Raw genomic sequence first — 23,927 nt, 5'->3', positions numbered from 1 at the left:
GATCAGATCCCCACAGTGAAGCCGTTGGACCAGGTCTGCATCTCCTGCACGATGCGGTCCCAGGCGCCGGTCAGCAGCAGCAGACCGGTGATGATCATCATGCTGCCGCCGATGCGCATCACCCAGACGTAGTGGCGCTTGACCCAGTCGAAGGCGCCGAGGGCCTTGCGGAAGGCGACCGCGGCGAGGACGAAGGGCACCCCGAGACCGAGGCAGTAGGCCACCGTCAGTATGGCGCCACGGCCCGCGCTGCCCTGGCTGGAGGAGAGCGCCAGCACGGAGGCGAGCGTCGGCCCGATGCACGGCGTCCAGCCGATGCCGAACAGCGCGCCCAGCAGCGGCGCCCCGACCAGGCCGGTCACCGGCCGCTTGTGGAAGCGGAACTCGCGCTGGGTCATCCAGGGCATCAGCCCCATGAAGAACACGCCCATGAGGATCATGAGCCCGCCGAGCACCTTGGACAGCACGCCCCGGTTCGCCTGGAGGGTGTCGCCGAAGAAGCCGAACAGCGCCCCGGAGGAGACGAACACGGCGGTGAAGCCGAGCACGAACAGGGAGGCACCGGCGACCATCCGGCCGCGCCGGGCCTCGGCCAGGTCGGTGCCGGTGACGCCGGTCACATAGGACAGATAGCCGGGGACGAGCGGCAGGACGCAGGGGGAGAAGAAGGAGACGAGACCGCCGAGGAGCGCGATGGGCAGGGCCACCAGCAGGGCGCCGTTGAGCACCGTGCCGTTGTAGCCCGTCGCCGCGAGCGTGGTGACTGCGGAGGTCACGTCACTTCTCCGCGAGGACCGGGGCGATCATCTTGCGCAGCTTCTCCTCGCTCAGCGCCTGGAGCGAGCGGGCGGCGATCTTGCCCTCCCGGTCGAAGACGAGGGTGGAGGGGATCGCCTGGGGGTTGAGGGTGCCGCGTTCGAAGCGGAGCATCAGCTTGCCCGTCGGGTCGTACAGGCTCGGGTACGTCACCCCGTACGCCTTCTCGAAGGCGAGGGCCGGGCCGGTGCTGGTGTCGCGGGTGTTGATGCCGACGAACTGGACGCCCTTGCCCTTGAGGTCCTTCCAGGTCTTCTCGAAGCCCGGCGCCTCGGCGCGGCAGGGCGGGCACCAGGAGCCCCAGACGTTGACGACGACGACCTTGCCCTTGTAGTCGGCGACGTCGAGCTGCTTGCCGTCGACGGTCTTGCCGGACAGGTCCGGGGCGTCCGCGCGCTCGCCCTTGTCCGCGGTGGCGATGCCGTCCTTGCCCAGGACGAAGTTGGTGTCACCGCCCCCGCTGGACGTGCCGCCCGAGCTGCACGCGGACAGGGTCAGCGCCGCCGCCGCGGCACCGGCGGCGAGCAGGGCGGCGCGGCTACGGGTGCGGTTCGAGCACTGGGGGGCGCGGCTGGCGGCACTCATGTGAAAAGTTTCGCATGTCCGTTCCGGGACTCTCGCCCACCCCCCTTGTGGTCGGAAAACCGCATTTCAGGCGGCGTTTGAGGAGGGTGTCCCGGAGCCGGGAGCGGCCTTGAGGAACTCCCGCCAGCCGCCCGCCGGCTGCTGTCCGACGTCGAGGGTGCGCAGCCTGGCGAGGACCTCGGGCCGCTGCGCGTCCATCCAGTCGACGTACTGCCGGAAAGAGACGAGACGCACATCGGCGCCCTTCTCCTTCTCGCGCGCGATGTGCTTGAAGGCCTCCTCGACGGCGTCCATGTAGATGCCGCCGTTCCACTGCTCGAAGTGGTTGCCGATGAAGAACGGCGCCCGGTTTGTCTCGTATGCCCGCTTGAATCCCTGGATGTACGCCTGGGCCGACTGCTCGCGCCAGCCCGGGTAGTTGTGCGCGGGCGCCTTGGTGGAGTTCAGCGACTGGTTCGCCAGCATGTTGTAGTCCATCGAGAGGACCTCGAAGCCCCGGCCGGGGAAAGGTATCTGCTGCAGCGGCAGGTCCCAGATGCCCTGCCGCCGCACGGGCCACACCTGGCGGCCGCCCGGGGAGGAGGCGTCGTAGCGCCAGCCCAGCTCGCGGGCGGTGGGCAGCAGGTTGTCCTGGCCGAGCAGGCAGGGCGTCCGGCCGCCGACGAGTTCCTTGTCGTAGTCGAACGGCAGCGGCGGCAGGTCGGTCCAGCCGGTGTTGGTGCGCCACTCCTTGACGAAGGACTTCGCCTGGTCGATCTCGCTGCGCCACTGCTGCGGCGTCCAGTTCTTGACCGAGCCGTGGGCCTCGCCGCAGAAGTGCCCGTTGAAGTGGGTGCCGATCTCGTGGCCCTCCAGCCAGGCGCGGCGGACGTTCTTCAGCGTGTCCTTGATGTGCGCGTCGGTGAGGTAGCCGATGTCGGAGGCGCCGCGCGGGTTGTTCGGCGGGTCGTAGAGGCGCTTCTTCGACTCGGGCAGCAGGTACAGCCCGGACAGGAAGAAGGTCATGCTCGCGCCGTGCTCCTTGGCGAGGTCCAGGAAGCGCGGGAAGAGGCCGTTGCCGACCTCGCCGGCGCCGTCCCAGGAGAACACGACGAACTGCGGCGGGGTCTGACCCGGCTCCAGCGGCTCGGGCTTCGCGGGCTGGTGGGGCTGCTTGCCGGTGTAGGCGGTGGAGCCGTCGCCGATGGGCCGGGCGGCGGGCTTCGGCCTGGACCCGCCCTGGGCCCTGTCGCCGCCGGAACCGTCCGCGTGGCCGGACTCGTCCGAGCCCGTGAGGCCACCGCAGCCGGCGAGCGAGACGGCGGCGGCGGCTCCCGCGCCGATTCCGAGCATTCCCCTGCGGGTGAGAGCGCGCATGGCATCCCCGATTCATCACATCGTGCTGGTCACCCAGTCAGAGGATGTGATGAACGGGGAGGTTCCGCCGAAATTTGCAGATTCCGTAACGGAGGCGTCAGAAGGGAACAGAAAGGGCTTACGCGCCGAACGCCTTGCTCTTTCCCTTCACCGGCTTGGCACCGGCCAGCAGATGCGCCGGTACGAGATCGCGGGCCGGCTCGGTGTAGCCGACGGAGACGATCCGGTCGCCCCGGTACGTGAAGGTCGTCAGCGAGGCGAGCGTGCACTGCCGCTTGCGCGGGTCGTGCCACAGCCGCCGCCGCTCGACGTACGACCGCACGATCCAGATCGGCAGCTGGTGGCTGACCACGACCGCCTCGTGCCCGCGCGCCTTGTCCTTCGCGGCGCTCAGCGCGCTCATCATCCGCACGACCTGGTCGACGTAGGGCTCGCCCCAGGACGGCCGGAACGGGTTGACCAGGTGCCGCCAGTTGCCGGGCTTGCGCAGCGCCCCGTCCCCGACGCCGAACGTCTTGCCCTGGAAGATGTTGTCGGCCTCGATCAGCCGCTCGTCCGTCGCGAGGTCCAGGCCGTGCGCCTTGGCGATCGGCTCGGCCGTCTCCTGCGCGCGCTCCAGCGGCGAGGCGACGACGTGCGTCACATCGCGCGCCGCCAGGTGCTCGGCGACCCGGTCGGCCATGCGGCGGCCGAGCTCGGAGAGGTGGTAGCCGGGCAGCCGCCCGTAGAGGATGCCGTCCGGGTTGGCGACCTCGCCGTGCCGCATGAGGTGGACGACGGTGATGTCGTCGTTGGCGCCCTGGGTGGTCATGCCGTGGCCTCCGCGGCAGCTCGGGCCGCCGCCGGGAGGGCGTCGGCGATCCGCTGCACGGCCCGCTCGTCGTGCGCGGTGGACACGAACCAGGACTCGAAGGACGACGGCGGCAGGTAGACGCCGGCTCCGAGCAGCGAGTGGAAGAACGCGGTGAAGCGGAACGACTCCTGCGCCTTGGCGTCCTCGTAGTTCCGCACGGGCCGGTCGGTGAAGAACACGGAGAACATGTTGGAGGCGCTCTGCAGCCGGTGCGCGACGCCCTCCTTGGTCAGGGCGTCGGTGACGAGGCCCTGGATCTCCTTCGACACGGCGTCGACCTTCTCGTAGGCCGCGTCGTCGAGGAGCCGGAGCTGCGCGAGACCGGCGGCGGTGGCGACGGGGTTCCCGGAGAGGGTGCCGGCCTGGTAGACGGGCCCGGCCGGGGCGAGGTGGGCCATCACGTCCGCGCGCCCGCCGAAGGCCGCGGCCGGGAAGCCGCCGCCCATGACCTTGCCGAAGGTCATCAGGTCCGGGACCACGCCGTCGACGCCGAACCACCCGGCGCGGCTGGTCCGGAAGCCGGTCATGACCTCGTCGGAGATGTAGAGGGCGCCGTTCTCGGAGCAGATGTCCTTCAGCCCCTGGTTGAACCCCTCGGCGGGCGGGACGACGCCCATGTTGCCCGGGGACGCCTCGGTGATCACACAGGCGATCTCGCCCGGGTGCGCCCGGAAGGCCTCGCGGACGGCGTCGAGGTCGTTGTAGGGCAGCACGATGGTGTCGCCGGCCTGGGCGCCGGTGACGCCCGGGGTGTCGGGCAGCGCGAAGGTGGCGACGCCGCTGCCGGCCGCGGCGAGCAGCGAGTCGACGTGCCCGTGGTAGCAACCCGCGAACTTGACCACCTTCGTCCGCTGCGTGAACCCGCGCGCGAGCCGGATCGCGGACATGGTCGCCTCGGTGCCGCTGGACACCAGCCGCACCTGCTCCAGCGGCGCGACCCGGGCGACCATCTCCTCGGCGAGCGCGACCTCGCCCTCGCCGGGCGTGCCGAAGGACGTGCCGCGGGCGACGGCGTCCTGGACGGCGGCGATGACCTCGGGGTGCGCGTGCCCGAGGATCATGGGCCCCCAGGAGCAGACGAGGTCGACGTACTCCCGACCGTCGGCGTCCGTCAGGTACGGGCCGGTCCCGGACACCATGAACCGCGGGGTGCCGCCGACGGCGCGGAAGGCCCGGACCGGGGAGTTCACACCGCCCGGTGTGACGGCCGCCGCGCGGTCGAACAGAGCCTGCGAGGCCGGTGCTTCATACGGATATGCCAGTTCGCTCATGACCTGCGACTTCTCCGACCTTCTCCGACGTTGTCGGGCTCCGGGTGCCAGTGACCTGTTCAGGGTAGGCCAGGGGGTGGAAGGAAGGGGCCCGGGACAACCGGCCCCCGGGCCGCCGTCGTCTGCGAGACTGGGACCTGATACACACAGCTCAAACGGCCCGGCGTGGTCAGAGGCTGCGAAGATCCTGCGGACAGATGTTTCAGCGCACGTTTCGGCGAGCGGCCGTGGGGGAGGTCACTGACACGATGATCGGGTTGCGCGGCGGGGGCGACGCGTCCTAGAAAAAGCAGTCGGGTGGAGATATGCATCGCGGTGGCGGACTGGGCGAGGGGACTGATGACCTGGGTCCTCGACGTGCCCGGCGGGGAAGGCACCGGCGCGAGGCGGAGGACACGCAGGAAACACGTCAGGCACAGGTGCCCGGTGAACCGGAGCGGCTCGACGGACGTACTGAACGCCGAGTGGACGATCTTCGGACGGGAAGCAGGAATGGTGGTCGGGTGGGGGTGACGTACAAGTACTTCGGTGCGCCCGACGGCGCGACCGCGGCCCGCGTTCCGATCTCGATGCGCCCCGAGGAACTCGGCGGCGACGAGCTGGGCATGAACGGCATGTTCACGAAGATCAAGCCGGAGACGATGGCGGCGATGGTCCTCACGGGCATCGAGGGCGTCCCCCTGCACAAGGTCCCGCCCCTGGAGCTGGTCGTCCTGCACCCCGACTACGCGGTCGTGAAGCTCCCCATGACGGTCGTCGACCCCCTGCGCGGGATCGGCGAGGAGGCGGTGGGCGCGGCGGCGTTCATCTGGTCGACGGTCCCGGACCGCGGCGGCCCCCGGGACGCGTTCAACGTGTACCAACTGCTGCACGAATGGCAGGACTTCAGTCATCGGCTGCACGAGGCGGGGCATCAGCCGTACTGCCTGGTGTGGCCGTAAGCCGGTCCAAGCACGCGTCGAGGTAGGCGTGCAGTGCCCCCGCCCCCTCGATCATGCCCCGCGTCCGGGTCGTCAGGGACTGGCCCCGGGTTGTGATCGCCGTGCGGAGGGCCTCGGTGCTGCCCTCCCGGCGCAGGTCCTCCAGGACCGGTCTGATCTGGTCGAACAGGTAGTGGCTGCGGCGCAGGGTGTGGACCAGGCGGGCGTCGCGGACGTCGGCCGGGGTGTAGGTCCGGTAGCCCGTGCCGCGCTCGCGGGACGGGGTGAGCAGTCCGGCGGTCTCCCACACGCGTAGGGCTGATGTGCGCACGCCCAGCAGCGCGGCCACCTCCCCGATGCGCAGGCCGCCGGAGCGGGGGAGCGGGGCCGGGGGTTCCAGCGCCAGGAGTTCCAGCGCCTCGCTCGCCGCCCGCAGGGAGACCCGCTCCTCGTGCAGCGCGGCGTGCGCGGCGTCGACCAGGGCGAGGGCGCCCGCGGTGTCCCCGCCGTGCAGGGTCCGCATGATCCGCGTCGCCGTCACCGGGCCGTACCCGCGCAGCATCGTCCGGTACGCGAGCAGCGCCCGGCGGTGCACGTCCCCGAAGGCGCGGTAGCCGGACGCGGTCCGCGCGGCCGGCGGGAGCACCCCGGCGTCCTCGTAGTTGCGGATCTGCTGCGTCGAGACACCGGCCAGGCGGGCCAGGTCGACGGGGCGCAGACGGCGGTCGTCTTTCGTCATCGATTTGAAGGTTACGGCAGGAGAAGCGGCCGAGGAACGGCCTCAACAGGCTTCAACAGGCTCTCAAGTCTCAATGTCGGACTTCAATGGAACACTTGAAGGAATGGACTCCTGTATTCATGTCACCGGTGCGCGCCTGCACAACCTGCGGAACGTCTCCCTCTCCCTGCCGAAGAACAAGCTGGTCGTGCTGACCGGCCTGTCCGGCTCCGGCAAGTCCACCCTCGCCTTCGACACCCTCCACCGGGAGGGCCAGCGGCAGTACCTGGAGTCGCTGGGCATGGTCACCGGCCTCGTCAGCAAACCCGCCGTCGACTCGATCACCGGACTGTCCCCGTCCATCAGCGTCGACCAGCACCACACCAACCGCAGCCCGCGCTCCACGGTCGGCACGGTCACCGAGGTGTTCACGTACCTGCGCCTGCTGTGGTCCCGCATCGGGGTACGGCCCTGCCCGGGCTGCGGACAGGACATCCCGCCCTCGTACGCCGACGGCACCGAACCCGACGAGGACGCCGAGGCCGAGCAGCGGCCCTGCCCGCACTGCGGCACCCTCGTGCCCGAACTCGTCATGGGCTCCTTCTCCTTCAACAAGCCCGCCGGCGCCTGCCCGTCCTGCACCGGCCTCGGCGAGGTGATCCGGCCCGACGTCCAGCGCCTGGTCGACGGCGCCCGGTCGGTCGCGGGCGGGGCGGTACGGGGCTGGAACGCGAAGTACACCGAGTGGGCCCTGCCCGTGCTGCGCGCCGCGGCCGCCCACTACGGCCTCCCCTTCGACGCGGACCAGCCGGTCGACGACCTGGACGCCAGGCAGCGGGACTTGCTGCTGCACGGCGTCGAAAGCCCGGAGTTCCGGCGGCACTTCCCGGACACCGACCCGCCGGCGACGGTGTCGGCGGGCCGTTTCGAAGGGGTCGCGACGGCGCTGCTGCGCCGCTACAACGACCGCGCCGACGACCCCGACTACCGCGAACGGGCCGAACAGCAGGGCCTGGTGAAGCAGCCCTGCACGGACTGCGGCGGCACCCGGCTGCGGCCGGAGAGCCGCGCGGTGACCGTGCACGGCCTCACCATCGTCGAGGCGGCACAGCTCCCGCTGACGGACCTCGACACCTGGCTCGCCGGCCTGCGCGAGCGGTCCGCCGGGGACGAGTGGCTGCTCGTCGAGCCGGTCGTCGCCGACCTGGAGGAGCGGGTCCGGCGCCTCGTGGACGTCGGCGTCGGCTACCTCACCCTCGGCCAGGCCACCCCCAGCCTCTCCGCCGGGGAGACGCAGCGCCTGCGCCTGGCCGCCCTGCTCGGCTCCGGACTGACCGGCGTGCTCTACGTCCTCGACGAGCCGACCATCGGCCTGCACCCCTCCGACACCGCCCGCCTGATCGACGTCCTGCGCCGCCTGCGCGACCTCGGCAACACCGTGCTCGTCATCGAGCACGACCTGGACGTGCTGCGCGCCGCGGACTACGTGGTCGACGTCGGCCCGGGCGCCGGGCGCGACGGCGGCCGGATCGTCGCGGCGGGCACGCCCGAGGAGGTCGCCCGCACCGAGGGCTCGGTGACCGGCGCGTACCTGTCGGGCCGGCTCGCCACGCCCCGCTCCCGCGCGCGCGGCGACGGCGACACGGCCGTCGTCATCCGCGGAGCCCGCGCCCACAACCTCAAGGACCTGACGGTACGGATACCGCTGCGCCGCCTGGTGACGGTCACGGGCCCGTCCGGCTCCGGCAAGTCGACCCTGCTGCTCGACATCCTCGGCCGGGCCGCCCGCCGGCACTTCCACCGGGCCGGGGAACTGCCCGCCGAGCACGACGGCATCGACGGCTGGGAGCACCTGTCCAAGGCCGTCCTCATCGACCAGGAGCCCATCAGCCGCCTCCCGCGCTCCAACGCGGCGACCTACTCGGACGTCTTCACCCCGATCCGGGAGGTCTTCGCGGAGCGCAGCGAGGGCCGCCTGCCGGCGGGCCACTTCTCCTTCAACGTCCCGGGCGGACGCTGCGAACGCTGCGAGGGCGCGGGCGTGCTCACCGTCCGTATGCACTTCCTCCCGGCGGTGGAGGTCCGCTGCCCGGGCTGCAAGGGCCGCCGCTTCCGGCCCGAGGTGCTCTCCGTCCGCCACGAGGGCCTGGACATCGCCGAGGTCCTCCAGGCGACGGTGGACGAGGCGCTGACCGTCTTCAAGGACGTCCCGCCGGTCGCCACGCGGCTGCGGCGGATGGCGGACGTCGGCCTCGGCTACCTGCCCCTCGGCCAGCCCGCCACCACCCTCTCCGGCGGCGAGGCCCAGCGCCTCAAACTCGCCAAGGAACTGGGCCGGCGGACGACCGGACGCGCCCTGTACCTCCTCGACGAACCGACGACGGGCCTGCACTCCGCCGACACCGCCCGCCTCCTCGACGTCCTCCAGCGCCTCGTCGACGCCGGGCACTCGGTCGTCACCATCGAGCACAACCTCGACGTCGTCCGGGCCTCCGACTGGCTGATCGACCTGGGCCCGCAGGGCGGCGCGGGCGGCGGACGGCTGATCGCCCAGGGAGCGCCCGGACACTGAACCGACCAGGGCCGCCGCACGTCTTCGTCACGTATCACCCAGCCGGAGCCCAGGCTCCAGAAGGAGGCGTACCGATGAAGGCGTCACTCCCGCGCACGGGCCGCGGCCCCGCCTGGGCGCTGCTGGCCGCGGCCCTCGCCCCGCTCTCCGCGGGCTGCACGTCGACGCCGTCGGGCGACGACGCGCGGCCCGAGGCGTCCTGCGCCTACGTCGTCGAGTACGACAGCCGCACCTACCTCGGGCGAGAGGAGACGGACGTCCCCGTCGGGAAGTCCCTCGGCGCCGCCACCCGCGCGGGCTGCGACGACACACCCGGCGACGGCGACGACGGAGAGGCCCCGGCCCTCATGACCGCGTTCGCCCTGCCGGGGGTCGACCCCGCGGTCGCCATCGCGGTGGCCGAGGACACCGACGCCTACCGTCTCGTCGTCGCCGACACCGTGAAGGAACTCCCGCCCGAGCTGCGGAAGCTGACCGACCGCTCCTGACACCCGGCCGCGCGCCTCAGCCCTGCCGCTCCAGCACCGCGTAGTCGGCGAAACTGCGGCGGTAGCGCAGGTGCCGCGTCTCCTGCGTGTGCCTGCGCTGCCACTCCTCCACCTCGGCCGGCGCCTGGCACGGCCCCGAACTCGCCCCGCAGTCCGCGTCCTCCCCCGAGACGCAGTACGCCTGGTACTCGGGCAGCGCCGACGCGTCCTGCACGATCGTGTACGGCACGTATCGGAACACCCTGCGGCCGCCCGCCGGTTCCCCGCCGTGCTCCTTGCGCTGGTGCTGGCGCAGCAGCACGTTCGCGTCCGTCACGGCACTCCCGTCGAACGCGGCCCGTGCCCGGTCCCGCCGGACGGCCAGCTCCTCACACGCCGCACACCCCGGCACGGGCGCCGGGGGCCGGGTCGGATCGGCCAACAGACCTTCCCTGGACCGCTCGTTGAGCGCGCGGACGCCCGCGCTGAGCCGTTCGTCCAGCGTCGCCACCCTGATCTCGGCCGCGTCCGCCTGCCACTCCCGGCCGCCGCCGACCGGGCGCAGCGTCACGTGCGGGCCGGATCTGTCCTGGTACTCGCCGACCCTGCGCGCGTGCTGGTCGTAGACGAGCGTTCCCGGTTCCATTTTCGTGCACCTCCGTCACTCTCGGTGTACTGAGCGTTGCGCAGGGGAATGGTCCGGTTCAATGCTTTGCGTGTGACACCGGTGCACTGTCACGGAGGGGGAAGCCCTGAGCCGACGGAACGGCGGGGCGGAGTCGGGGGCGAGTACGGCGGCGGTGTTCGGGGAGGTGCTGCGGCACTTCCGCGAGGCGGCGCTGCTGACGCAGGAGGGGTTGGCGCGGCAGATTCCGTGCGACCGGTCGCATGTGGCGCGGGTGGAGGCGGGCACGAGGGTTCCGCAGGACTCGTTCGCCAAGACGTGTGACGAACTTCTGGGTACGGGTGGGGTGTTGCTTCGGCTGTGGGGCCGGATCGACTGGTATCCGCAGGTGGAGCATCCCGACTGGTTCCGGCGGCGAGCTGAGATGGACGAGGAGGCCGTGACCCTCCGGGAGTACCAGGAGCGCGTGATGCCGGGTTTGTTGCAGACCTCGGCGTACGCCCGGGCGCTGTCCTCGCGTTACGTGAGCGGTCTGGAGCTGGAGGAACGTGTGCGGGCTCGACTGAGTCGACAGCAGCGCTTCCTCGCCGATGGCGGACCGCTGTACGTCGTCGTTCTCGACGAGAGCTGCCTGCGCAACGTGGTGGGCGGTCCGGCTGTCATGCGAGAGCAGTGCGCGCACGTGCTGAGCCTCGGGCGGCGTCCCAACATCCGGATCCAGGTCGCCCCCGCAGGGCCCGTCGAAATCGTCCGCCCCAGTGGTTCCATGTCCCTGATCACGCTGCCCGAAGGGCGCCACTGGCTGTATTCGGAGTCGCTCGACCGCGGCCATTTCACGAACGATCCAGCCCTCTACGAGCGCTATAACCAGTTCTATGATGTGCTCAGGGCGGACGCCCTGTCAGCTCCCCAGTCCGCCGCTCTGATCCACGAGACGATGGAGAGGTACGAGCATCATGGGCCGGAACGAGCTCGGCGCGATCACCTGGGTCAAGAGCAGCTACAGCGACGGCAACGGCGGCAACTGCATCGAAATAGCCCCCGGTTTCCCCGAAACCGTCCCCATCCGCGACAGCAAGAACCCTGACGGACCGGTCCTGGTCGTCACCCGGTCCGCCTGGTCCGCGTTCACAGGCGCTCTCTGAGGGCGCTGGGCATCGGCAGGCCGGGCATCTGCGGGTGCCGCAGATGTTGTCCGCCGCCGTACACGTGCAGCGTGAAGGTCTCCGGGCCCGGGGCCCCGGCCGCGTCGTAGGCGTCCAGGACGCGTTCGATCCGCTCCCACAGGTTCACCGGCCCGCCTTCGCGCACGTCCCAGCCGTCCCCGTCGGGCGTGAGGGTGGCGGCGGAACCGGTGGCCACGTCGATCAGGTGCACCACCTTGCCCACCGTGGTCATTTGCGCGTCGGGGACGGCACTCTGAGCGAGGAACCGCAGGTGGAACGCCTCCTCGGTCGCGGCGGTGATCCGCTCGGGGCTGTGTCGCGTGGTCCGGGCCTTCTCCGGCAGGCCCGCAGCCCAGTGAGCGGGATTGCCGAACGCCGGCGCCGCGTGCGTACGGGCCGACATGAACGACACGGTGCCGGGCAGCAGCGAGCCCTCGGCAGTGCCGTCCTCGGCGACGGTCAGCAGCACGCGGGCGTATCCGTAAAGCCAGCCTGACAGGGTGAGCAGGATCTTCCCGCCCGGCCGGGCCTGCGCGACGAGGGCCGGGGGCACAGCGCGGAACGAGCACGCTGCCACGATCCGATCGAAGGACGCCTCGGGCCAGTAGCCGAACAGCCCGTCGGCTACTGCCAGGGTCGGCGTGTAGCCGCAGCCGTACAGCGCGCTCGCCGCCTGGTCGAGCCGGTGGGGGTCGACCTCGATCGACGTGACGTCGGCGGAGCCGAGCCGTTCGCAGGCCAGTGCGGTCGAGTAGCCGGTTCCGGTGCCGATCTCCAGCACCGTGTGCCCCTCGGCGACTTCCGCATCCGCCCACATCCGTACGACGAGCGACGGCAGCGTGGACGACGAGGTCGGGGCCCCGCCGTGCCGTACGGCCGGGTTCTTCCAGTCCGGTTCCTCGCCGTCGAACTGCGTGATGAGCGTGGTGTCGGAGTACGCAGCGGCCAGCCACCGGCGATGGTCGCGCTCAGCGGTGACCGGCTCCCACACCGTCAGCCCCTGCCCGTCGCGATCCTCGGCGGGCAGGTAGAAGCCCGGCACGAACCGGTGCCGCGGCACGGTCTCGACCGCCTGCCGCCAGGCCGGATCGGCGAGCACGCCGTCCTCGGCGAGGGCCTTCGACATCGCCTCCCGCAGTCGTACGGCGTCTGTCTCAAGGTCGGCGGGCATCGTCATGGCCTGCCGCCTCCTTCCGTGCTCAGGATGTCGGCGAACGCGGTCGTGATGGCCGGCGCGTCAGGGAGCCAGCCCCACTGGCCGTTGGGATTGCACTCGATCGCGGTCCAGTGCTCCGGGGCGTCCCCGTCGCCGGTCAGGGCGAAGTCGAAGCAGCCGAAGACCAGGCCGAACGAGGCCAGATAGCTGTGCAGGGCTGCCTCGATGGAGGCCGGGACGGCGATCGGGGCGTGGATCAGTTCCTCCCAGTCGCCTCGGCGCCAGTCCAGCGCGCCGTCCGGGGCGGCGACCTGCTGGGCGAACGCCTTCCGACCGACCACGGTCACCCGCACGTCACCGGTCTTGGGGACCTCGGCCTGGAACAGGTGCGCGGTCACCGCGAGCGAGTCGTCGAAGGACTCCGCATCGACGCGCTGGGCCCAGATCGCCCCGGTGTGCCCGTCCTCGGAGCGGGGCAGCCCGCGGAAGGTCTTGTAGATGACACGCTCGTGGTCGGCGGCGAACTTGCGGGCCGCCTCGACGTCGTTGGTGACGAGCGTCGGCGGGATGTGAAGGCCCAGCTCGGCGAACCGCTTCAGCTGGGCGGGCTTGAAGTCCGCGGCCGTCACCGCGGAGGGATGGTTGACGTACAGCGCGCCGTGCAGATGGTTCAGGACGCCGCCGAGCCCGTGTCTCGCCTCGGCGGCGGCGAACTCGCGCTGTTGCTGGGGCAAGTGCTCGAACCGGGCGGGGTACGGGGTGGGGCGGCGGTAGTACACCGCCGCCACCTCCCCCACCTCCACCTCCCGGCTCGCCGTACGCAGCCGCCCGCCCCACGCCGGGCTGTCCGCACCGATGCGGAACCCGAAGGTCAGGGTGGGCCCGATGTCGGCGGGATCGACGCGTACGACGGGCACCTCACGCTCGTTCAGCGCAGCGATGACCCAGTCCGCGGTGACGTCCTCCAGCGCTGTAACGACCAGGACGGTGGAGGCCATTGGTCAGTCCGACTCGTAGTCGGTGGTGTGGTCGTCCTGCGTCTGCGGCTGCGGGTTCTGCCCGTCGCCGCCGCCGGACATCGACGCGGTGCCGGTCGTCTTCGACGTGCCGTGCTTGCCCATCTCGACGACCTGGCCGGCGGTGTCGGTGTAGCGGGCCGTCTGCGTCAGCGCGTCGAGCATCACCGTCGCGTACGACGGCGGGCCCACGGGCAGCCGGTCGGTGACCAGCCGCATCGCCCACGGAGCCTCGGGTGCAAGAGTCGCCATGCGTTGTCCCTTCCCCTGTACCTGGCGGTCAGCCGTGCGACTGCCGCCTGAGCAGAATCGGTGCCCGCACACGGTCCTGACCAGTACCGTAAGGGTTGCGAATGGTGGCGGAAATGTCACGCTCCGTATACAGAGCGCGGGGACGGTGAGGCGTCGGTGGCCAGCAGATCCGGTAACCCGCATCTGGCGCTGTGGATCGCTGCGTCCAGCCTGTCCCACGGCGAGATCGCCCGGCGGATCGCCGGGGCGGGCAAAGCCCGAGGCCATAGGCAGATCGCGCCGGACACGACCCGCATCCGCCGCTGGATCGACGGGGAGAGGCCCCGTCCGCCCGTCCCGGTTCTGCTCGCCGAAGTGCTGTCCGAAGCGGTCGGCCAGCCGCTCACGCCCGGTGATCTCGGCCTTACGGGTACCGGTTTGGTGCTGGATAGCATTCAACTCCCGCTGCTGACCGAGGCAGCCGCCCGGGCCCTGGCCGGATGGACGCAGATGGACCTGTTCATGAACCGCCGCGACACCCTCAAGCTCGCCCTCGGTGCTCCGCTGATCCTCGCCGCCGAGCGGATGCTCAGCGGTGGTGCCCGCGCGCTGAACAGCGACACGAAGGGCTTCGACGCGGACACCGTCACCGCGCTGGAGGAGGTGACCGGCTTCTTCACGAAGGCGGACGCCTCCAAGGGCGGCGGCCTGTACCGATCGGCGATCGTCGCCCAGCTCAGCGAGGTCGCCCGTCGCATCCAGGACGGCGTCCCGCCATCGCTGAAGGCCCGGGTCTTCGCAGCGACCGCCGACCTCGCGGCGCTGGCCGGGTGGGTCAGCCACGACTGCGGCCGGTACCCGCAGGCCCAGCGGTACTGGAGTTACGGCACGTACGCGGCCGGGGAGGCCGGGCAGCCGGACCGTGGGGTGGAGATCGTCACCCGCATGTCGCACCAGATGATCTACCTCGGGCACCCGCAGGATGCTCTCGGCCTCCTCGGCGTTGCCGCCAAGAAGGCAACCCTGGCCGTCACGAAGGCGCTGGTCGCCTCGCAGACCGGGCGGGTACACGCGGCCCTCGGCGACGAGCGCCAGGCCGAGACGCACCTCGGCGCCGCCGACGAGCTCCTGGCGGACGGGCTCGGCGCCGACGTCCCCGAGTGGGTGGGTTACTTCGATGTCGCCGAGCACGCCGGCGCCCGCGCGGTCTCCACCCGCGACCTCGCCGGGATCGGCAGCGTTCGCAGGTCCGCGAGCGTCCACTTCGAGGACGCGCTCAGGCTGCGCAAGCCCGGGTTCGACCGGGTGAAGGTCATGGACCGGGTCGGGCTGGCCGCCGCGCTGTTCGATGAGGGCGAAGTGGAGCAGGGTGCCGCCGCGGCCCACCAGGCGCTCGACGACGCAGGCCGCGTCGACTCCACGCTCGTAGCGTCCCGCCTCAACACGCTGCTGGTCGCGGCACGTCCGTACAAAACCGCCTCGGTCGAGGACGTACGCAGCAAGGCAAGGGAACTCGCCGCCGCTCGCCCGACCACGATCACGGCCTGAGACCATCGAGCGCATGGGCAAGCACCGCCGACCAGGACCCCCGAACCAGCCGTCGCGTGCCGTCCCGCGCGTGGACGCCGACGACCCGCTCGCCGCGTACAGCAAGCGGCGCCGCCCGCCGATGGATCAGTGCCGCCGTCACCGCCCGGTGCACGGCGGCGCCGCCCACCTCCGCCCCGACGAGCCGCGGGTCTTGGAGGAGTGGACCGGGTTCGCGTACGAGGTGGCGGGCACCGCACCCGACCTCGCCGCGGCCCAGGAGTGGGTGAACGAGCTCCAGAGCGAAGACGACTCGGCCTGATCAGCCTTGGCCAAGGCAGGACTCGTCAGGGCTCATCCCGCTTGGGATCCTCGTCGCGCTTCTCCTCGTCGAGGGACTTCAAGAAGTCGGGGTTGTCATCCGGCGCCACCCACTGCCGGGGCCGCCCCGCCGCCGGCGTCCTCTTCTTCCCGGCGATGAGCCAGGAGATCGACCCGACGAGCGGAAACAGCAGCACCAGCAGAGCCCAAAGCGGCTTGGGCATGTGACGGATCTCGTCGTCCTTCGTGCTGATGCAGTCGATGAACGCGTACACGCTCAGCGCCAGCGGTACGAGGAACATCAGTACCCGGAGCATGCGCGGCCTCTCAGCGAAAGCGGTGGGCGGTTCCAGGCCAGGGTAGCGGCTCGGGGATACTGGACCCCATGGCTTACGACGATCTTCGCTCCCTGCTCAGGGCACTGGAGCGCGAGGGAGACCTCAAGCGCATCAAGGCCGAGGTCGACCCGCATCTGGAGGTCGGGGAGATCGTCGACCGGGTGCAGAAGGCCGGCGGCCCCGCGCTCCTCTTCGAGAACGTACGCGGGTCGCGCATGCCGCTCGCGATGAACGTGTACGGCACCGACCGGCGGCTGCTGAAGGCCCTGGGCCTGAAGTCGTACGCGGAGATCTCGGAGCGGATCGGCGGGCTGCTGAAGCCCGAGCTGCCGCACGGGTTCGTCGGCGTCCGCGAGGCCTTCGGGAAGCTCGGCGCGATGACGCACGTGCCGCCGAAGAAGGTGAAGGACGGCCCCGTCCAGGAGATCGTGCTGACCGGGGACGACGTGGACCTGGACCAGCTCCCGGCGCTGTTCACCTGGCCCAAGGACGGCGGGTCGTTCTTCAACCTGGGGCTGACCCACACCAAGGACCCCGAGACGGGCATCCGCAACCTCGGGCTGTACCGCCTCCAGCGCCACGACAAGCGCACGATCGGCATGCACTGGCAGATCCACAAGGACAGCCGGAACCACTACCAGGTGGCCGCGCGCCGCGGCGAGCGGCTGCCCGTCGCGATCGCCTTCGGCTGCCCGCCCGCCGTGACGTACGCCTCCACGGCCCCCCTCCCCGGGGACATCGACGAGTACCTGTTCGCCGGGTTCCTCGCGGGCAAGCGGATCGAGATGGTCGACTGCAAGACCGTGCCGCTCCAGGTCCCCGCGCAGGCGGAGGTCGTCATCGAGGGCTGGCTGGAGCCGGGCGAGATGCTGCCCGAGGGGCCGTTCGGCGACCACACCGGCTTCTACACGCCGCAGGAGCCGTTCCCCGCGCTGAAGATCGACTGCGTGACCATGCGGAAGCGGCCGCTGCTCCAGTCGATCGTCGTGGGCAGGCCGCCGACGGAGGACGGACCCCTGGGCCGCGCGACGGAGCGCTTCTTCCTGCCGCTGCTGAAGATCATCGTGCCGGACATCGTGGACTACCACCTGCCGGAGGCGGGCGGCTTCCACAACTGCGCGATCGTCTCGATCGACAAGAAGTACCCGAAGCACGCGCAGAAGGTCATGCACGCCATCTGGGGCGCGCACATGATGTCGCTGACCAAGCTGATCGTGGTCGTCGACTCCGACTGCGATGTGCACGACCTGCACGAGGTGGCCTGGCGGGCGCTGGGCAACACGGACTACGCCCGGGACCTCAGCATCGTCGAGGGCCCCGTCGACCACCTCGACCACGCCTCCTACCAGCAGTTCTGGGGCGGCAAGGCCGGGATCGACGCGACGAAGAAGTGGCCCGAGGAGGGCTACACGCGCGACGGCGGCTGGCCCGACATGGTGGAGTCCGATCCGGAGACGGCGGCGAAGGTGGACCGCCGCTGGAAGGAGTACGGCCTTTGACTGCTTCCCTCTCTAAGGGGGAGGGAATTCCTGGTTCAGGCTGCCACCGGGAGCGGCGCTCCAGGAGGTCCTATGCCCTCGACACCAGCCGGGTTCAGACCAGCCCGGACGAGCATCACGCGCGCGGAGTTCTTGTCCCTTGGAGAGACGGCTCCGCAGGCGGTACAGGTGTACGTACGTTCCGACAGAGGAAGTGCGTGCTTGGTTCTCGCTCCGCACGATGCGCAGTCCTTGGTGGTGTGCGCGGGATGCACCAGGCGGACGTCCCGCCGGTGCTTACGGCCCATCTCGATCAGAGCTTGCTTGGTGGCCCCGATGGCGGCGTCGGCGGCCTTGCGAGCCATGGTCGTCCTGGCGAGGAACTTCGGACGGAAGTCCTCGACAGCGATCGCGTCGTGGTCGGTGACTACACGCTTGGCCCACTTGCGAGCCGTGTCCTGCCGCTGCCTGGCGACCTTCTGGTACGTCTTCGCCCGCAGCTTTTTGGCCTCGCGGTAACCCTTGGACGCCGGCTGTCCCCTGGATGGCTTGCGGCGCGCCATCATCCGGTCGTATCGGGTCAGTCTCGCCCTGGCCTTCCCGCCGTGCTCGGCGTGGGGGAGGTCGTACATGTCGCTGGTGGTTGTCGCTGTCACGCGTACTCCCCAGTCCACGCCGATCACCGCGCCTGTGGCAGGGAGGGGCTGGGCCTCGGAGGGAACGACGAAGGAGGCATACCAGTGTCCGAGACGGTCCCGGTATACGCGCACACTGGATGGATCGGCCGACAGGTCCCGCGACCACACCACGGTCAGGACGATGCCACCCGCGAGATGCAGGAGACCGCCCTGCACCCGGAAGCCGCGCCGCGTGTAGTTGAGGGAGAGGGCGGCATCGTGCTTCTTCTTGTGCTTCGGCATACCGGCCCGCTGCCGCTGCGGCAGACGGTTCTTGATGTCCTTCAGCGCCTTCGCTCGGGATGCGCCGAAGTCACGGATCGCCTGTTGTTGAGGCACCGAGGAACCCTTGGCCAGCCATGGTGTACTGGCGCGGGCCGAGGTCAGCATCTTGTCCAGCAGGGCGGGGCCGCACTTCTCCCCGTCGCGGTAGGCCTTCCTGGAGCGGGCTACGCACTCGTTCCAGATCCATCGGCAGCGATCCCACTCGGCGAGCAGCGCCGCCCGGGCCGTGGACGACACGCGAAGCCGGTAGGTGTACCGGGCATGCTCGGCGCGCTGCGCCACTCGTGGTGTCGTCATGACACCAAGCTACCACTAGGGTACGGAGCGTGAACGATGAAGTGCGCATCACCCTCCGACTCCCCACTGACCTCCACGCATGGCTGGTCGAGCAGGCCAAGTCCGCCCGCCGGTCCCTCAACTCCGAGATCGTGTACCGCTTGGACGGTCAGCGCTCAGCCACCGCACCGCAAGACGGTTCGGCATGACAGCGGTTCACCTTTTCCAGCCCTGCACTGTCAGGGCCTGATATCTCACCGGTCTGAAGGCCGAGGCATTCCCGGAGGTTTCCAGTGAGTTCCGCTTCCGCAGCGATCCCGCAGCCGGGCCGCACCAAGGCCTTCCTCCGGCTGGTGATGATCGAGCACTCGGTCTTCGCGCTGCCCTTCGCCTACATCGCCGCGCTCACGGCGATGTACCAGTGGGACAAGAACATCCACTGGGGGCGGCTGCTGCTCGTCACCGTCTGCATGGTGGGGCTGCGGACGTTCGCCATGGCGGTCAACCGGATCATCGACCGGGAGATCGACGCGCGGAACCCGCGCACGGCGCAGCGCGAGCTGGTGACCGGCGCGATGTCGGTGAAGCACGCATGGACGGGCGCGCTGATCGCCCTGGCGGTCTTCCTGGGCGCGGCGGCCCTGCTCAACCCGCTCTGCCTGGCCCTCGCCCCCATCGCCGTGATCCCGATGGTGGTCTACCCGTACGGCAAGCGGTTCACGAACTTCCCGCAGGCCATCCTCGGCCTCGCCCAGGCGATGGGCCCGGTCGGCGGCTGGCTGGCCATCACCGGCTCCTGGTCCTGGGACGCCGTGATCCTCGGCCTAGCCGTGGGCATCTGGATCGGCGGCTTCGACCTGATCTACGCCTGCCAGGACGTGGAGACCGACCGCGAGATCGGCGTCATGTCCGTCCCCGCGCGCTTCGGCATCCCGGCGGCCATCTGGGGCGCGCGGGTCTGCCACGCCCTCACCACGGCCCTGTTCGTCTGGTACGCCCTGGCCACCGACGCGGGCGCCTTCTTCTGGCTGGGCCTGCTGATCGTCGCCGCCGCGTTCCTCTACGAGCACACGATCGTCCGCCCCCACGACCTCTCCCGCGTCAACCGCGCCTTCTTCAGCGTCAACGGCTTCATCGGCATCGCCCTGTTCGTGTGCGCGCTGCTGGATCTCTTGGTGCGCGGCCTGAGCGTGTAGCTACGGTGCGGCCCATGCACCGCCTCCGCGCTCAGCTTGTTCCCCTTCGACGGCGCCCATGAGCTCTGCCCCGACCTCGCTGTCATCCCGGCCGCGGCGGTGGCCGAGAACCGCATCGCATACCCGGCCGATCTGATCGAGTGGGTCGTCGAGGTGGTGTCCCCGGAGAGTGTGCGCAGCGACTACGAGGTCAAGGACCGTCGAGGGCAGGATCGGGCGCTTCACCGTAGAGACCAGTCGGCTCCCGCTGATCCTTGAGTCGCCCGGCGGCGGAACGCGAACGCCGCCGCCACCCCCGCCAGCAGGCCCAGCAGGTGGCCCTGCCAGCTGACGCCCGTCTGCGTGGGCGCCAGGCCCGTGAGGATGGAGCCGCCCCAGATCGCGGCGATGAGGACGCCGGCCAGGATGCCCAGCGGGCGGCGCTCGACGAAGCCGGTGACCAGGAGGAAGCCGAAGAGGCCGAAGATCAGGCCCGAAGCGCCCGCCGTGTTCGTGTGCGCCGGGGATATCAGCCAGACGCCCAGGCCGTCGACGAGGACGATCAGCGCGCAGACCAGCAGGAAACGGCGCAGGCCCGCGAGCGCGGCCAGGAAGCCCAGGACCAGCAGCGGCAGTGTGTTCGCCGCCAGATGGGCGAAGCCGAAGTGGATGAACGCCGACGGGACCACGTCGACCAGCTCCGACGGATCGCGGGGCGTGACGCCGAAGCCGTCCAGCGCGTGACCCGTCGCCACGTCCACCACTTCCAGCAGCCACAGCAGCGCGACCCAGGCCAGCATCAGCTTGCCCGCGGCCAGCGCGCGGTCTCCCCGGGACCACCCGGCTCCCGTGTTCGACATGGCGACCCCCAGTGCTCGCACGTCTCCTCCGGGGAACGCCCGGCCCCCCTTGGCCGGTTCCCACCCTGCGACGCCGGATAGGCTCGGTGTCGTGAACCCAGTCAAGCCAGGCGAGACGCCGCGTACGCCTTGGATCGTAGGGGTGTCCGGGGCCTCCGGCACCCCGTACGCCGCTGCCGTGCTGAGGGCCCTCCTCGCCGCCGGCGAGAGCGTCGACCTCGTGGTGTCCCGGGCCTCCCGGCTCACCCTGCTGGACGAGACCGGGATCTCCTACCGGGACGCCCACTGGCAGGACGATCTGCGGGAATGGCTGTCCCGGGGCGCCGACGGCAAGCCGGACACCTTCGCCGTCGACCTCGGCGCCGTACGGCACTGGAGCGCCGGCGACCTGGCCGCCGGCCCGTCCTCGGGGTCGTACCCCACCAAGGGCATGCTCATCGTGCCCGCCTCGACGGCGAGCGTGGCCGGGGTCGCGCTCGGGCTGTCGAAGGACCTGTTGCAGCGGGCGGCGAGCGTGACCCTGAAGGAGGGCCGCCCCCTCGTCGTGGCCGTGCGCGAGACCCCGCTGAACGGCCAGACCCTGCGGCACCTGGTCACCCTCGACGACGCGGGCGCGACGGTCGTACCCGCCTCACCCGCCTTCTACGCGGGCGCGACGCACATCCAGGACCTGGTGGACTTCGTCGCCGGACGCGTACTCGACGCGGCGGGCGTGCCGCACACGCTCTACCGCCGTTGGCAAGGTGAGCTCGGCGGCGGATCACACCGCGCCGGCTGAGCACACCCGAACGTCATCGGACTCAACTACAACTTCAGCGGAAGGCTTCGATCGCAATGGACGCGGTGGACAGGCAGCTCATCCAGGCCCTGAGGGAGAACGGCCGGGCCTCCTACGCGGAGCTGGGACGCCTCGTCGGACTGTCGGGACCCAGTGTCACCGACCGCATCAACCGGCTGGAGGCGGCCGGGGTCATCACCGGCTACCGGGCCACCGTCGACGCCGCCTCGCTCGGCCTCGGCGTCACCGCCCTGATCGGCATCTCGCTCTCCGACGCCACGGACCACGAGGACGTGGCGCAGCGGCTGCGGGACCTCTCGGAGATCGAGGACTGCTGGTTCATCGCGGGCGACGACTCGTACATGCTCAAGGTGCGGGCGGCGGACGTGGACGGCCTGGAGAAGATCATCCGGCGGCTCAGCGGGACCAAGGGCGTCTCCCGCACCCGTACGACCATCGTGCTCTCCACGAAGTGGGAGAACCGGGTCGGGGAACTGCCCGAGGAAGAGTAGTCGTACGGTTGGGGACGTCGTCGGAGAAAGGTGTGGGCATGGATCTCGGGCTCAAGCGCGAGCTGGAGGAGAAGGTCAGGGCCGGTGAGCGTCTGACCCGTGAGGACGGCATCGCGCTGTACGAGTCGGACGACCTGGCCTGGCTCGGCGGCCTCGCGCACGAGGTGCGCACCCGCAAGAACGGCGACGTCGTGCACTTCAACGTCAACCGTCACCTCAACATGACGAACGTGTGCACGGCCTCCTGCGCGTACTGCTCCTTCCAGCGCAAGCCGGGGGAGAAGGACGCGTACACGATGCGCATCGAGGAGGCCGTCAAGCTCGCGAAGGCGATGGAGTCGGAGAACCTCACCGAGCTGCACATCGTCAACGGGCTGCACCCGAACCTGCCGTGGCGGTACTACCCGCGGTCGCTGCGCGAGCTGAAGGCCGCGCTGCCGGACGTGTCGCTGAAGGCCTTCACGGCGACCGAGATCCACCACTTCGAGACGATCTCCGGGATGAGCGCGTCCGAGATCCTGGACGAGCTGATCGACGCCGGTCTGGAGTCCCTCACCGGCGGTGGCGCGGAGATCTTCGACTGGGAGGTCCGGCAGCACATCGTGGACCACCGCACCCACTGGGAGGACTGGTCCCGGATCCACCGGCTCGCGCACGAGAAGGGTCTGAAGACGCCGTGCACGATGCTGTACGGGCACATCGAGGAGCCCCGGCACCGGGTGGACCACGTGCTGCGGCTGCGTGAGCTGCAGGACGAGACCGGCGGATTCCAGGTCTTCATCCCGCTGCGGTACCAGCACGACTTCGTCGACATGCAGGACGGCAAGGTCCGTAATCGCCTTCAGGCGCGGACGCAGATGGCGACGGGGGCGGAGGCGCTGAAGACCTTCGCGGTGTCGCGGTTGCTGTTCGACAACGTGCCGCACGTGAAGGTGTTCTGGGTCATGCACGGGGTGCAGACCGCGCAGCTGGCGTTGCAGCACGGGGCGGACGACATGGACGGGTCGGTCGTCGAGTACAAGATCACACATGACGCGGACAACTATGGGACGCCGAACAAGTTGACGCGTGAGGATCTGCTGGATCTGATTCGCGATGCGGGGTTCCGGCCCGTGGAGCGGAATACGCGGTACGAGATCATTCGGGAGTACGAGGGGCCCGACCCGGAGCGTCGTGAATCGCCGCAGCCCATGAGGGTTTGATCGTTCTCTGCGGGTGTGTGGGGGCTGGTCGCGCCCCGCGGCGGAGCCGCTGATCGACAGAGTCCCGCGCCCCTGAGGTGGGTACCCGGAGGGCATGGTTGGCACCAAGGCACCTGAGGACGCCTATACCGCTGAACCCTTCGTTCCCGAGCGGGGTGGGCTTGCCGCTCTGCGGAAGGCCGCTGCCGACTGCCGGGGGTGTCCGTTGCACCGGGACGCCACCCAGACCGTGTTCGGGGAAGGCGGCAAGGATGCCCGGGTCATGCTCGTGGGGGAGCAGCCCGGGGATCAGGAGGACCGGCAGGGGAAGCCGTTCGTCGGGCCGGCCGGGCGGCTGCTGGACCGGGCCCTGGAGGAGGCGGGGATCGACCCCTCCGAGGCCTACGTCACCAATGCCGTGAAGCACTTCAAGTTCACCCAGGCCGAGCCCCGCAAGCGGCGGATCCACAAGGCGCCGAACCTGCGCGAGATGACCGCCTGCGGGCCCTGGCTGGCCGCGGAGCTGGCGGTCGTCGAGCCGGAGCTGATCGTCGTGCTGGGGGCCACCGCCGGGAAGGCGCTGCTCGGCTCCTCGTTCCGGGTCACGCAGGTGCGCGGCACCGTGCTGGAGGAGGAGATCCACGGGCGGCCCGAGCGGCTGGTGCCGACCGTGCATCCGTCCTCCGTGCTGCGGGCCGACGACAGGGAAGCCGCCTACCGGGGGCTCGTCTCCGATCTGAAAGTGGCGGCACAAGCCCTCGGGTAAT

The 23,927-nt window shown here is 70.5% G+C and carries 27 protein-coding genes; 14 read left to right on the top strand and 13 right to left on the bottom strand.

Features of this window, described 5'->3' with window-relative positions; all coding sequences use genetic code 11:
* Positions 1-2 precede the first annotated feature (2 nt).
* The 5 genes from ABZ948_RS07190 to hemL form a co-directional block, all read right to left on the bottom strand.
* Positions 3-776 (bottom strand): cytochrome c biogenesis CcdA family protein, encoded by a 774-nt coding sequence (locus ABZ948_RS07190; RefSeq protein ID WP_359757943.1) that lies wholly within the window; start codon positions 774-776, stop codon positions 3-5.
* Between the two features lies 1 nt (position 777).
* On the bottom strand, positions 778-1,401 hold the full coding sequence (locus ABZ948_RS07185) for a TlpA family protein disulfide reductase (protein ID WP_359757942.1): 624 nt from the start codon (positions 1,399-1,401) through the stop codon (positions 778-780).
* A gap of 66 nt (positions 1,402-1,467) precedes the next feature.
* On the bottom strand, positions 1,468-2,757 hold the full coding sequence (locus ABZ948_RS07180) for a polysaccharide deacetylase family protein (RefSeq protein ID WP_359757941.1): 1,290 nt from the start codon (positions 2,755-2,757) through the stop codon (positions 1,468-1,470).
* A gap of 118 nt (positions 2,758-2,875) precedes the next feature.
* Positions 2,876-3,568, bottom strand: a complete 693-nt coding sequence (locus ABZ948_RS07175; RefSeq protein ID WP_359757940.1) for a histidine phosphatase family protein — start codon at positions 3,566-3,568, stop codon at positions 2,876-2,878.
* Positions 3,565-4,881, bottom strand: coding sequence for a glutamate-1-semialdehyde 2,1-aminomutase (gene hemL, locus ABZ948_RS07170; RefSeq protein WP_359757939.1), 1,317 nt, complete (start codon positions 4,879-4,881; stop codon positions 3,565-3,567). The genes ABZ948_RS07175 and hemL overlap by 4 nt, the downstream gene beginning before the upstream one ends.
* A 503-nt stretch (positions 4,882-5,384) precedes the next feature.
* Between hemL and ABZ948_RS07165 the strand changes: the two genes are divergently transcribed.
* Complete coding sequence (locus ABZ948_RS07165) at positions 5,385-5,822, top strand: hypothetical protein (RefSeq protein ID WP_003974483.1); 438 nt, start codon at positions 5,385-5,387, stop codon at positions 5,820-5,822.
* Here the strand turns inward: ABZ948_RS07165 and ABZ948_RS07160 are convergent.
* Positions 5,767-6,540, bottom strand: coding sequence for a MerR family transcriptional regulator (locus ABZ948_RS07160; RefSeq protein WP_359757938.1), 774 nt, complete (start codon positions 6,538-6,540; stop codon positions 5,767-5,769). The two genes, ABZ948_RS07165 and ABZ948_RS07160, sit on opposite strands and share 56 nt — an antisense overlap.
* A 103-nt stretch (positions 6,541-6,643) precedes the next feature.
* On the opposite strand from ABZ948_RS07160, the gene uvrA reads away from it, so the two are divergent.
* Together uvrA and ABZ948_RS07150 are read left to right on the top strand one after the other, a co-directional pair.
* On the top strand, positions 6,644-9,091 hold the full coding sequence (gene uvrA, locus ABZ948_RS07155; protein ID WP_359757937.1) for an excinuclease ABC subunit UvrA: 2,448 nt from the start codon (positions 6,644-6,646) through the stop codon (positions 9,089-9,091).
* A gap of 74 nt (positions 9,092-9,165) precedes the next feature.
* The gene (locus ABZ948_RS07150) at positions 9,166-9,579 is read left to right on the top strand and encodes a DUF6281 family protein (protein WP_359757936.1); all 414 of its coding nucleotides are present in this window, start codon (positions 9,166-9,168) and stop codon (positions 9,577-9,579) included.
* Positions 9,580-9,595: 16 nt separating this feature from the next.
* Here ABZ948_RS07150 and ABZ948_RS07145 read toward each other — a convergent pair whose 3' ends face one another.
* Positions 9,596-10,204, bottom strand: a complete 609-nt coding sequence (locus ABZ948_RS07145; protein WP_359757935.1) for a DUF7848 domain-containing protein — start codon at positions 10,202-10,204, stop codon at positions 9,596-9,598.
* Positions 10,205-10,358: 154 nt separating this feature from the next.
* Here ABZ948_RS07145 and ABZ948_RS07140 point away from each other — a divergent pair, with 154 nt between their 5' ends.
* Together ABZ948_RS07140 and ABZ948_RS07135 are read left to right on the top strand one after the other, a co-directional pair.
* The gene (locus ABZ948_RS07140; protein ID WP_359757934.1) at positions 10,359-11,270 is read left to right on the top strand and encodes a helix-turn-helix domain-containing protein; all 912 of its coding nucleotides are present in this window, start codon (positions 10,359-10,361) and stop codon (positions 11,268-11,270) included.
* Positions 11,218-11,328 (top strand): DUF397 domain-containing protein, encoded by a 111-nt coding sequence (locus ABZ948_RS07135; RefSeq protein ID WP_359757974.1) that lies wholly within the window; start codon positions 11,218-11,220, stop codon positions 11,326-11,328. The genes ABZ948_RS07140 and ABZ948_RS07135 overlap by 53 nt, the downstream gene beginning before the upstream one ends.
* Here ABZ948_RS07135 and tgmC read toward each other — a convergent pair.
* Genes tgmC through ABZ948_RS07120 form a run of 3 tightly spaced genes read right to left on the bottom strand, consistent with a single transcriptional unit; the run spans position 11,312 to position 13,773 of the window.
* Entirely contained in the window at positions 11,312-12,526 is a 1,215-nt protein-coding gene (gene tgmC / locus ABZ948_RS07130) for an ATP-grasp peptide maturase system methyltransferase (protein ID WP_359757933.1), read from the bottom strand. The two genes, ABZ948_RS07135 and tgmC, sit on opposite strands and share 17 nt — an antisense overlap.
* Positions 12,523-13,503: an ATP-grasp ribosomal peptide maturase gene (gene tgmB / locus ABZ948_RS07125; protein WP_359757932.1), complete on the bottom strand. Its 981-nt coding sequence runs from the start codon at positions 13,501-13,503 to the stop codon at positions 12,523-12,525. The genes tgmC and tgmB overlap by 4 nt, the downstream gene beginning before the upstream one ends.
* A 3-nt stretch (positions 13,504-13,506) precedes the next feature.
* A complete protein-coding gene (locus tag ABZ948_RS07120; protein WP_359757931.1) occupies positions 13,507-13,773 on the bottom strand; it encodes a putative ATP-grasp-modified RiPP in 267 nt (88 codons plus the stop codon).
* Positions 13,774-13,929: 156 nt separating this feature from the next.
* On the opposite strand from ABZ948_RS07120, the gene ABZ948_RS07115 reads away from it, so the two are divergent.
* Both ABZ948_RS07115 and ABZ948_RS07110 read left to right on the top strand, forming a co-directional pair.
* On the top strand, positions 13,930-15,300 hold the full coding sequence (locus ABZ948_RS07115; RefSeq protein WP_359757930.1) for an NsdA family TPR-like regulatory protein: 1,371 nt from the start codon (positions 13,930-13,932) through the stop codon (positions 15,298-15,300).
* A 13-nt stretch (positions 15,301-15,313) separates the two neighbouring features.
* Positions 15,314-15,601 (top strand): DUF6087 family protein, encoded by a 288-nt coding sequence (locus ABZ948_RS07110; RefSeq protein WP_359757929.1) that lies wholly within the window; start codon positions 15,314-15,316, stop codon positions 15,599-15,601.
* Between the two features lie 25 nt (positions 15,602-15,626).
* On the opposite strand, the gene ABZ948_RS07105 is transcribed toward ABZ948_RS07110, so the two are convergent.
* Positions 15,627-15,917 (bottom strand): PLD nuclease N-terminal domain-containing protein, encoded by a 291-nt coding sequence (locus ABZ948_RS07105; RefSeq protein ID WP_359757928.1) that lies wholly within the window; start codon positions 15,915-15,917, stop codon positions 15,627-15,629.
* Between the two features lie 68 nt (positions 15,918-15,985).
* Here ABZ948_RS07105 and ABZ948_RS07100 point away from each other — a divergent pair, with 68 nt between their 5' ends.
* Positions 15,986-17,437, top strand: a complete 1,452-nt coding sequence (locus tag ABZ948_RS07100) for a menaquinone biosynthesis decarboxylase (protein ID WP_359757927.1) — start codon at positions 15,986-15,988, stop codon at positions 17,435-17,437.
* 35 nt (positions 17,438-17,472) lie between these two features.
* Here ABZ948_RS07100 and ABZ948_RS07095 read toward each other — a convergent pair whose 3' ends face one another.
* The gene (locus ABZ948_RS07095) at positions 17,473-18,675 is read right to left on the bottom strand and encodes an RNA-guided endonuclease InsQ/TnpB family protein (protein WP_359757926.1); all 1,203 of its coding nucleotides are present in this window, start codon (positions 18,673-18,675) and stop codon (positions 17,473-17,475) included.
* Between the two features lie 29 nt (positions 18,676-18,704).
* On the opposite strand from ABZ948_RS07095, the gene ABZ948_RS07090 reads away from it, so the two are divergent.
* Entirely contained in the window at positions 18,705-18,863 is a 159-nt protein-coding gene (locus tag ABZ948_RS07090; RefSeq protein WP_359757925.1) for an Arc family DNA-binding protein, read from the top strand.
* An 84-nt stretch (positions 18,864-18,947) separates the two neighbouring features.
* Positions 18,948-19,850, top strand: a complete 903-nt coding sequence (mqnP, locus tag ABZ948_RS07085) for a menaquinone biosynthesis prenyltransferase MqnP (protein ID WP_359757924.1) — start codon at positions 18,948-18,950, stop codon at positions 19,848-19,850.
* Between the two features lie 221 nt (positions 19,851-20,071).
* Here the strand turns inward: mqnP and ABZ948_RS07080 are convergent, their stop codons facing one another.
* Positions 20,072-20,689, bottom strand: a complete 618-nt coding sequence (locus tag ABZ948_RS07080; RefSeq protein ID WP_359757973.1) for a rhomboid family intramembrane serine protease — start codon at positions 20,687-20,689, stop codon at positions 20,072-20,074.
* A gap of 91 nt (positions 20,690-20,780) precedes the next feature.
* Between ABZ948_RS07080 and ABZ948_RS07075 the strand changes: the two genes are divergently transcribed.
* From ABZ948_RS07075 to ABZ948_RS07060, 4 genes are all read left to right on the top strand, one after another.
* Positions 20,781-21,467: a UbiX family flavin prenyltransferase gene (locus ABZ948_RS07075; RefSeq protein ID WP_359757923.1), complete on the top strand. Its 687-nt coding sequence runs from the start codon at positions 20,781-20,783 to the stop codon at positions 21,465-21,467.
* 56 nt (positions 21,468-21,523) lie between these two features.
* Positions 21,524-21,979 (top strand): Lrp/AsnC family transcriptional regulator, encoded by a 456-nt coding sequence (locus tag ABZ948_RS07070; protein WP_359757922.1) that lies wholly within the window; start codon positions 21,524-21,526, stop codon positions 21,977-21,979.
* A gap of 38 nt (positions 21,980-22,017) precedes the next feature.
* Entirely contained in the window at positions 22,018-23,181 is a 1,164-nt protein-coding gene (gene mqnE / locus ABZ948_RS07065; protein WP_033314056.1) for an aminofutalosine synthase MqnE, read from the top strand.
* Positions 23,182-23,275: 94 nt separating this feature from the next.
* Positions 23,276-23,926, top strand: a complete 651-nt coding sequence (locus ABZ948_RS07060) for a UdgX family uracil-DNA binding protein (protein ID WP_359757921.1) — start codon at positions 23,276-23,278, stop codon at positions 23,924-23,926.
* Position 23,927: the final 1 nt, after the last annotated feature.

It is taken from the genome of Streptomyces olindensis, assembly GCF_040645895.1.
Taxonomy (GTDB): Bacteria; Actinomycetota; Actinomycetes; order Streptomycetales; family Streptomycetaceae; genus Streptomyces; species Streptomyces olindensis.
The sequence above is the reverse complement of the archived record's forward strand: the minus strand, read 5'-3'. Positions and strand labels throughout refer to the sequence as shown.

Coding starts and splice junctions, on each gene's coding strand:
- ABZ948_RS07150 (WP_359757936.1), top strand. CDS start 9,166: ATGAAGGCGTCACTCCCGCGCACGGGCCGCGGCCCCGCCTGGGCGCTG.
- ABZ948_RS07060 (WP_359757921.1), top strand. CDS start 23,276: ATGGTTGGCACCAAGGCACCTGAGGACGCCTATACCGCTGAACCCTTC.
- tgmC (WP_359757933.1), bottom strand. CDS start 12,526: ATGACGATGCCCGCCGACCTTGAGACAGACGCCGTACGACTGCGGGAG.
- ABZ948_RS07110 (WP_359757929.1), top strand. CDS start 15,314: ATGGGCAAGCACCGCCGACCAGGACCCCCGAACCAGCCGTCGCGTGCC.
- ABZ948_RS07095 (WP_359757926.1), bottom strand. CDS start 18,675: ATGACGACACCACGAGTGGCGCAGCGCGCCGAGCATGCCCGGTACACC.
- tgmB (WP_359757932.1), bottom strand. CDS start 13,503: ATGGCCTCCACCGTCCTGGTCGTTACAGCGCTGGAGGACGTCACCGCG.
- ABZ948_RS07080 (WP_359757973.1), bottom strand. CDS start 20,689: ATGTCGAACACGGGAGCCGGGTGGTCCCGGGGAGACCGCGCGCTGGCC.
- hemL (WP_359757939.1), bottom strand. CDS start 4,881: ATGAGCGAACTGGCATATCCGTATGAAGCACCGGCCTCGCAGGCTCTG.
- ABZ948_RS07160 (WP_359757938.1), bottom strand. CDS start 6,540: ATGACGAAAGACGACCGCCGTCTGCGCCCCGTCGACCTGGCCCGCCTG.
- ABZ948_RS07175 (WP_359757940.1), bottom strand. CDS start 3,568: ATGACCACCCAGGGCGCCAACGACGACATCACCGTCGTCCACCTCATG.
- ABZ948_RS07105 (WP_359757928.1), bottom strand. CDS start 15,917: ATGCTCCGGGTACTGATGTTCCTCGTACCGCTGGCGCTGAGCGTGTAC.
- ABZ948_RS07185 (WP_359757942.1), bottom strand. CDS start 1,401: ATGAGTGCCGCCAGCCGCGCCCCCCAGTGCTCGAACCGCACCCGTAGC.
- ABZ948_RS07180 (WP_359757941.1), bottom strand. CDS start 2,757: ATGCGCGCTCTCACCCGCAGGGGAATGCTCGGAATCGGCGCGGGAGCC.
- ABZ948_RS07100 (WP_359757927.1), top strand. CDS start 15,986: ATGGCTTACGACGATCTTCGCTCCCTGCTCAGGGCACTGGAGCGCGAG.
- mqnE (WP_033314056.1), top strand. CDS start 22,018: ATGGATCTCGGGCTCAAGCGCGAGCTGGAGGAGAAGGTCAGGGCCGGT.
- ABZ948_RS07070 (WP_359757922.1), top strand. CDS start 21,524: ATGGACGCGGTGGACAGGCAGCTCATCCAGGCCCTGAGGGAGAACGGC.
- uvrA (WP_359757937.1), top strand. CDS start 6,644: ATGGACTCCTGTATTCATGTCACCGGTGCGCGCCTGCACAACCTGCGG.
- ABZ948_RS07145 (WP_359757935.1), bottom strand. CDS start 10,204: ATGGAACCGGGAACGCTCGTCTACGACCAGCACGCGCGCAGGGTCGGC.
- ABZ948_RS07120 (WP_359757931.1), bottom strand. CDS start 13,773: ATGGCGACTCTTGCACCCGAGGCTCCGTGGGCGATGCGGCTGGTCACC.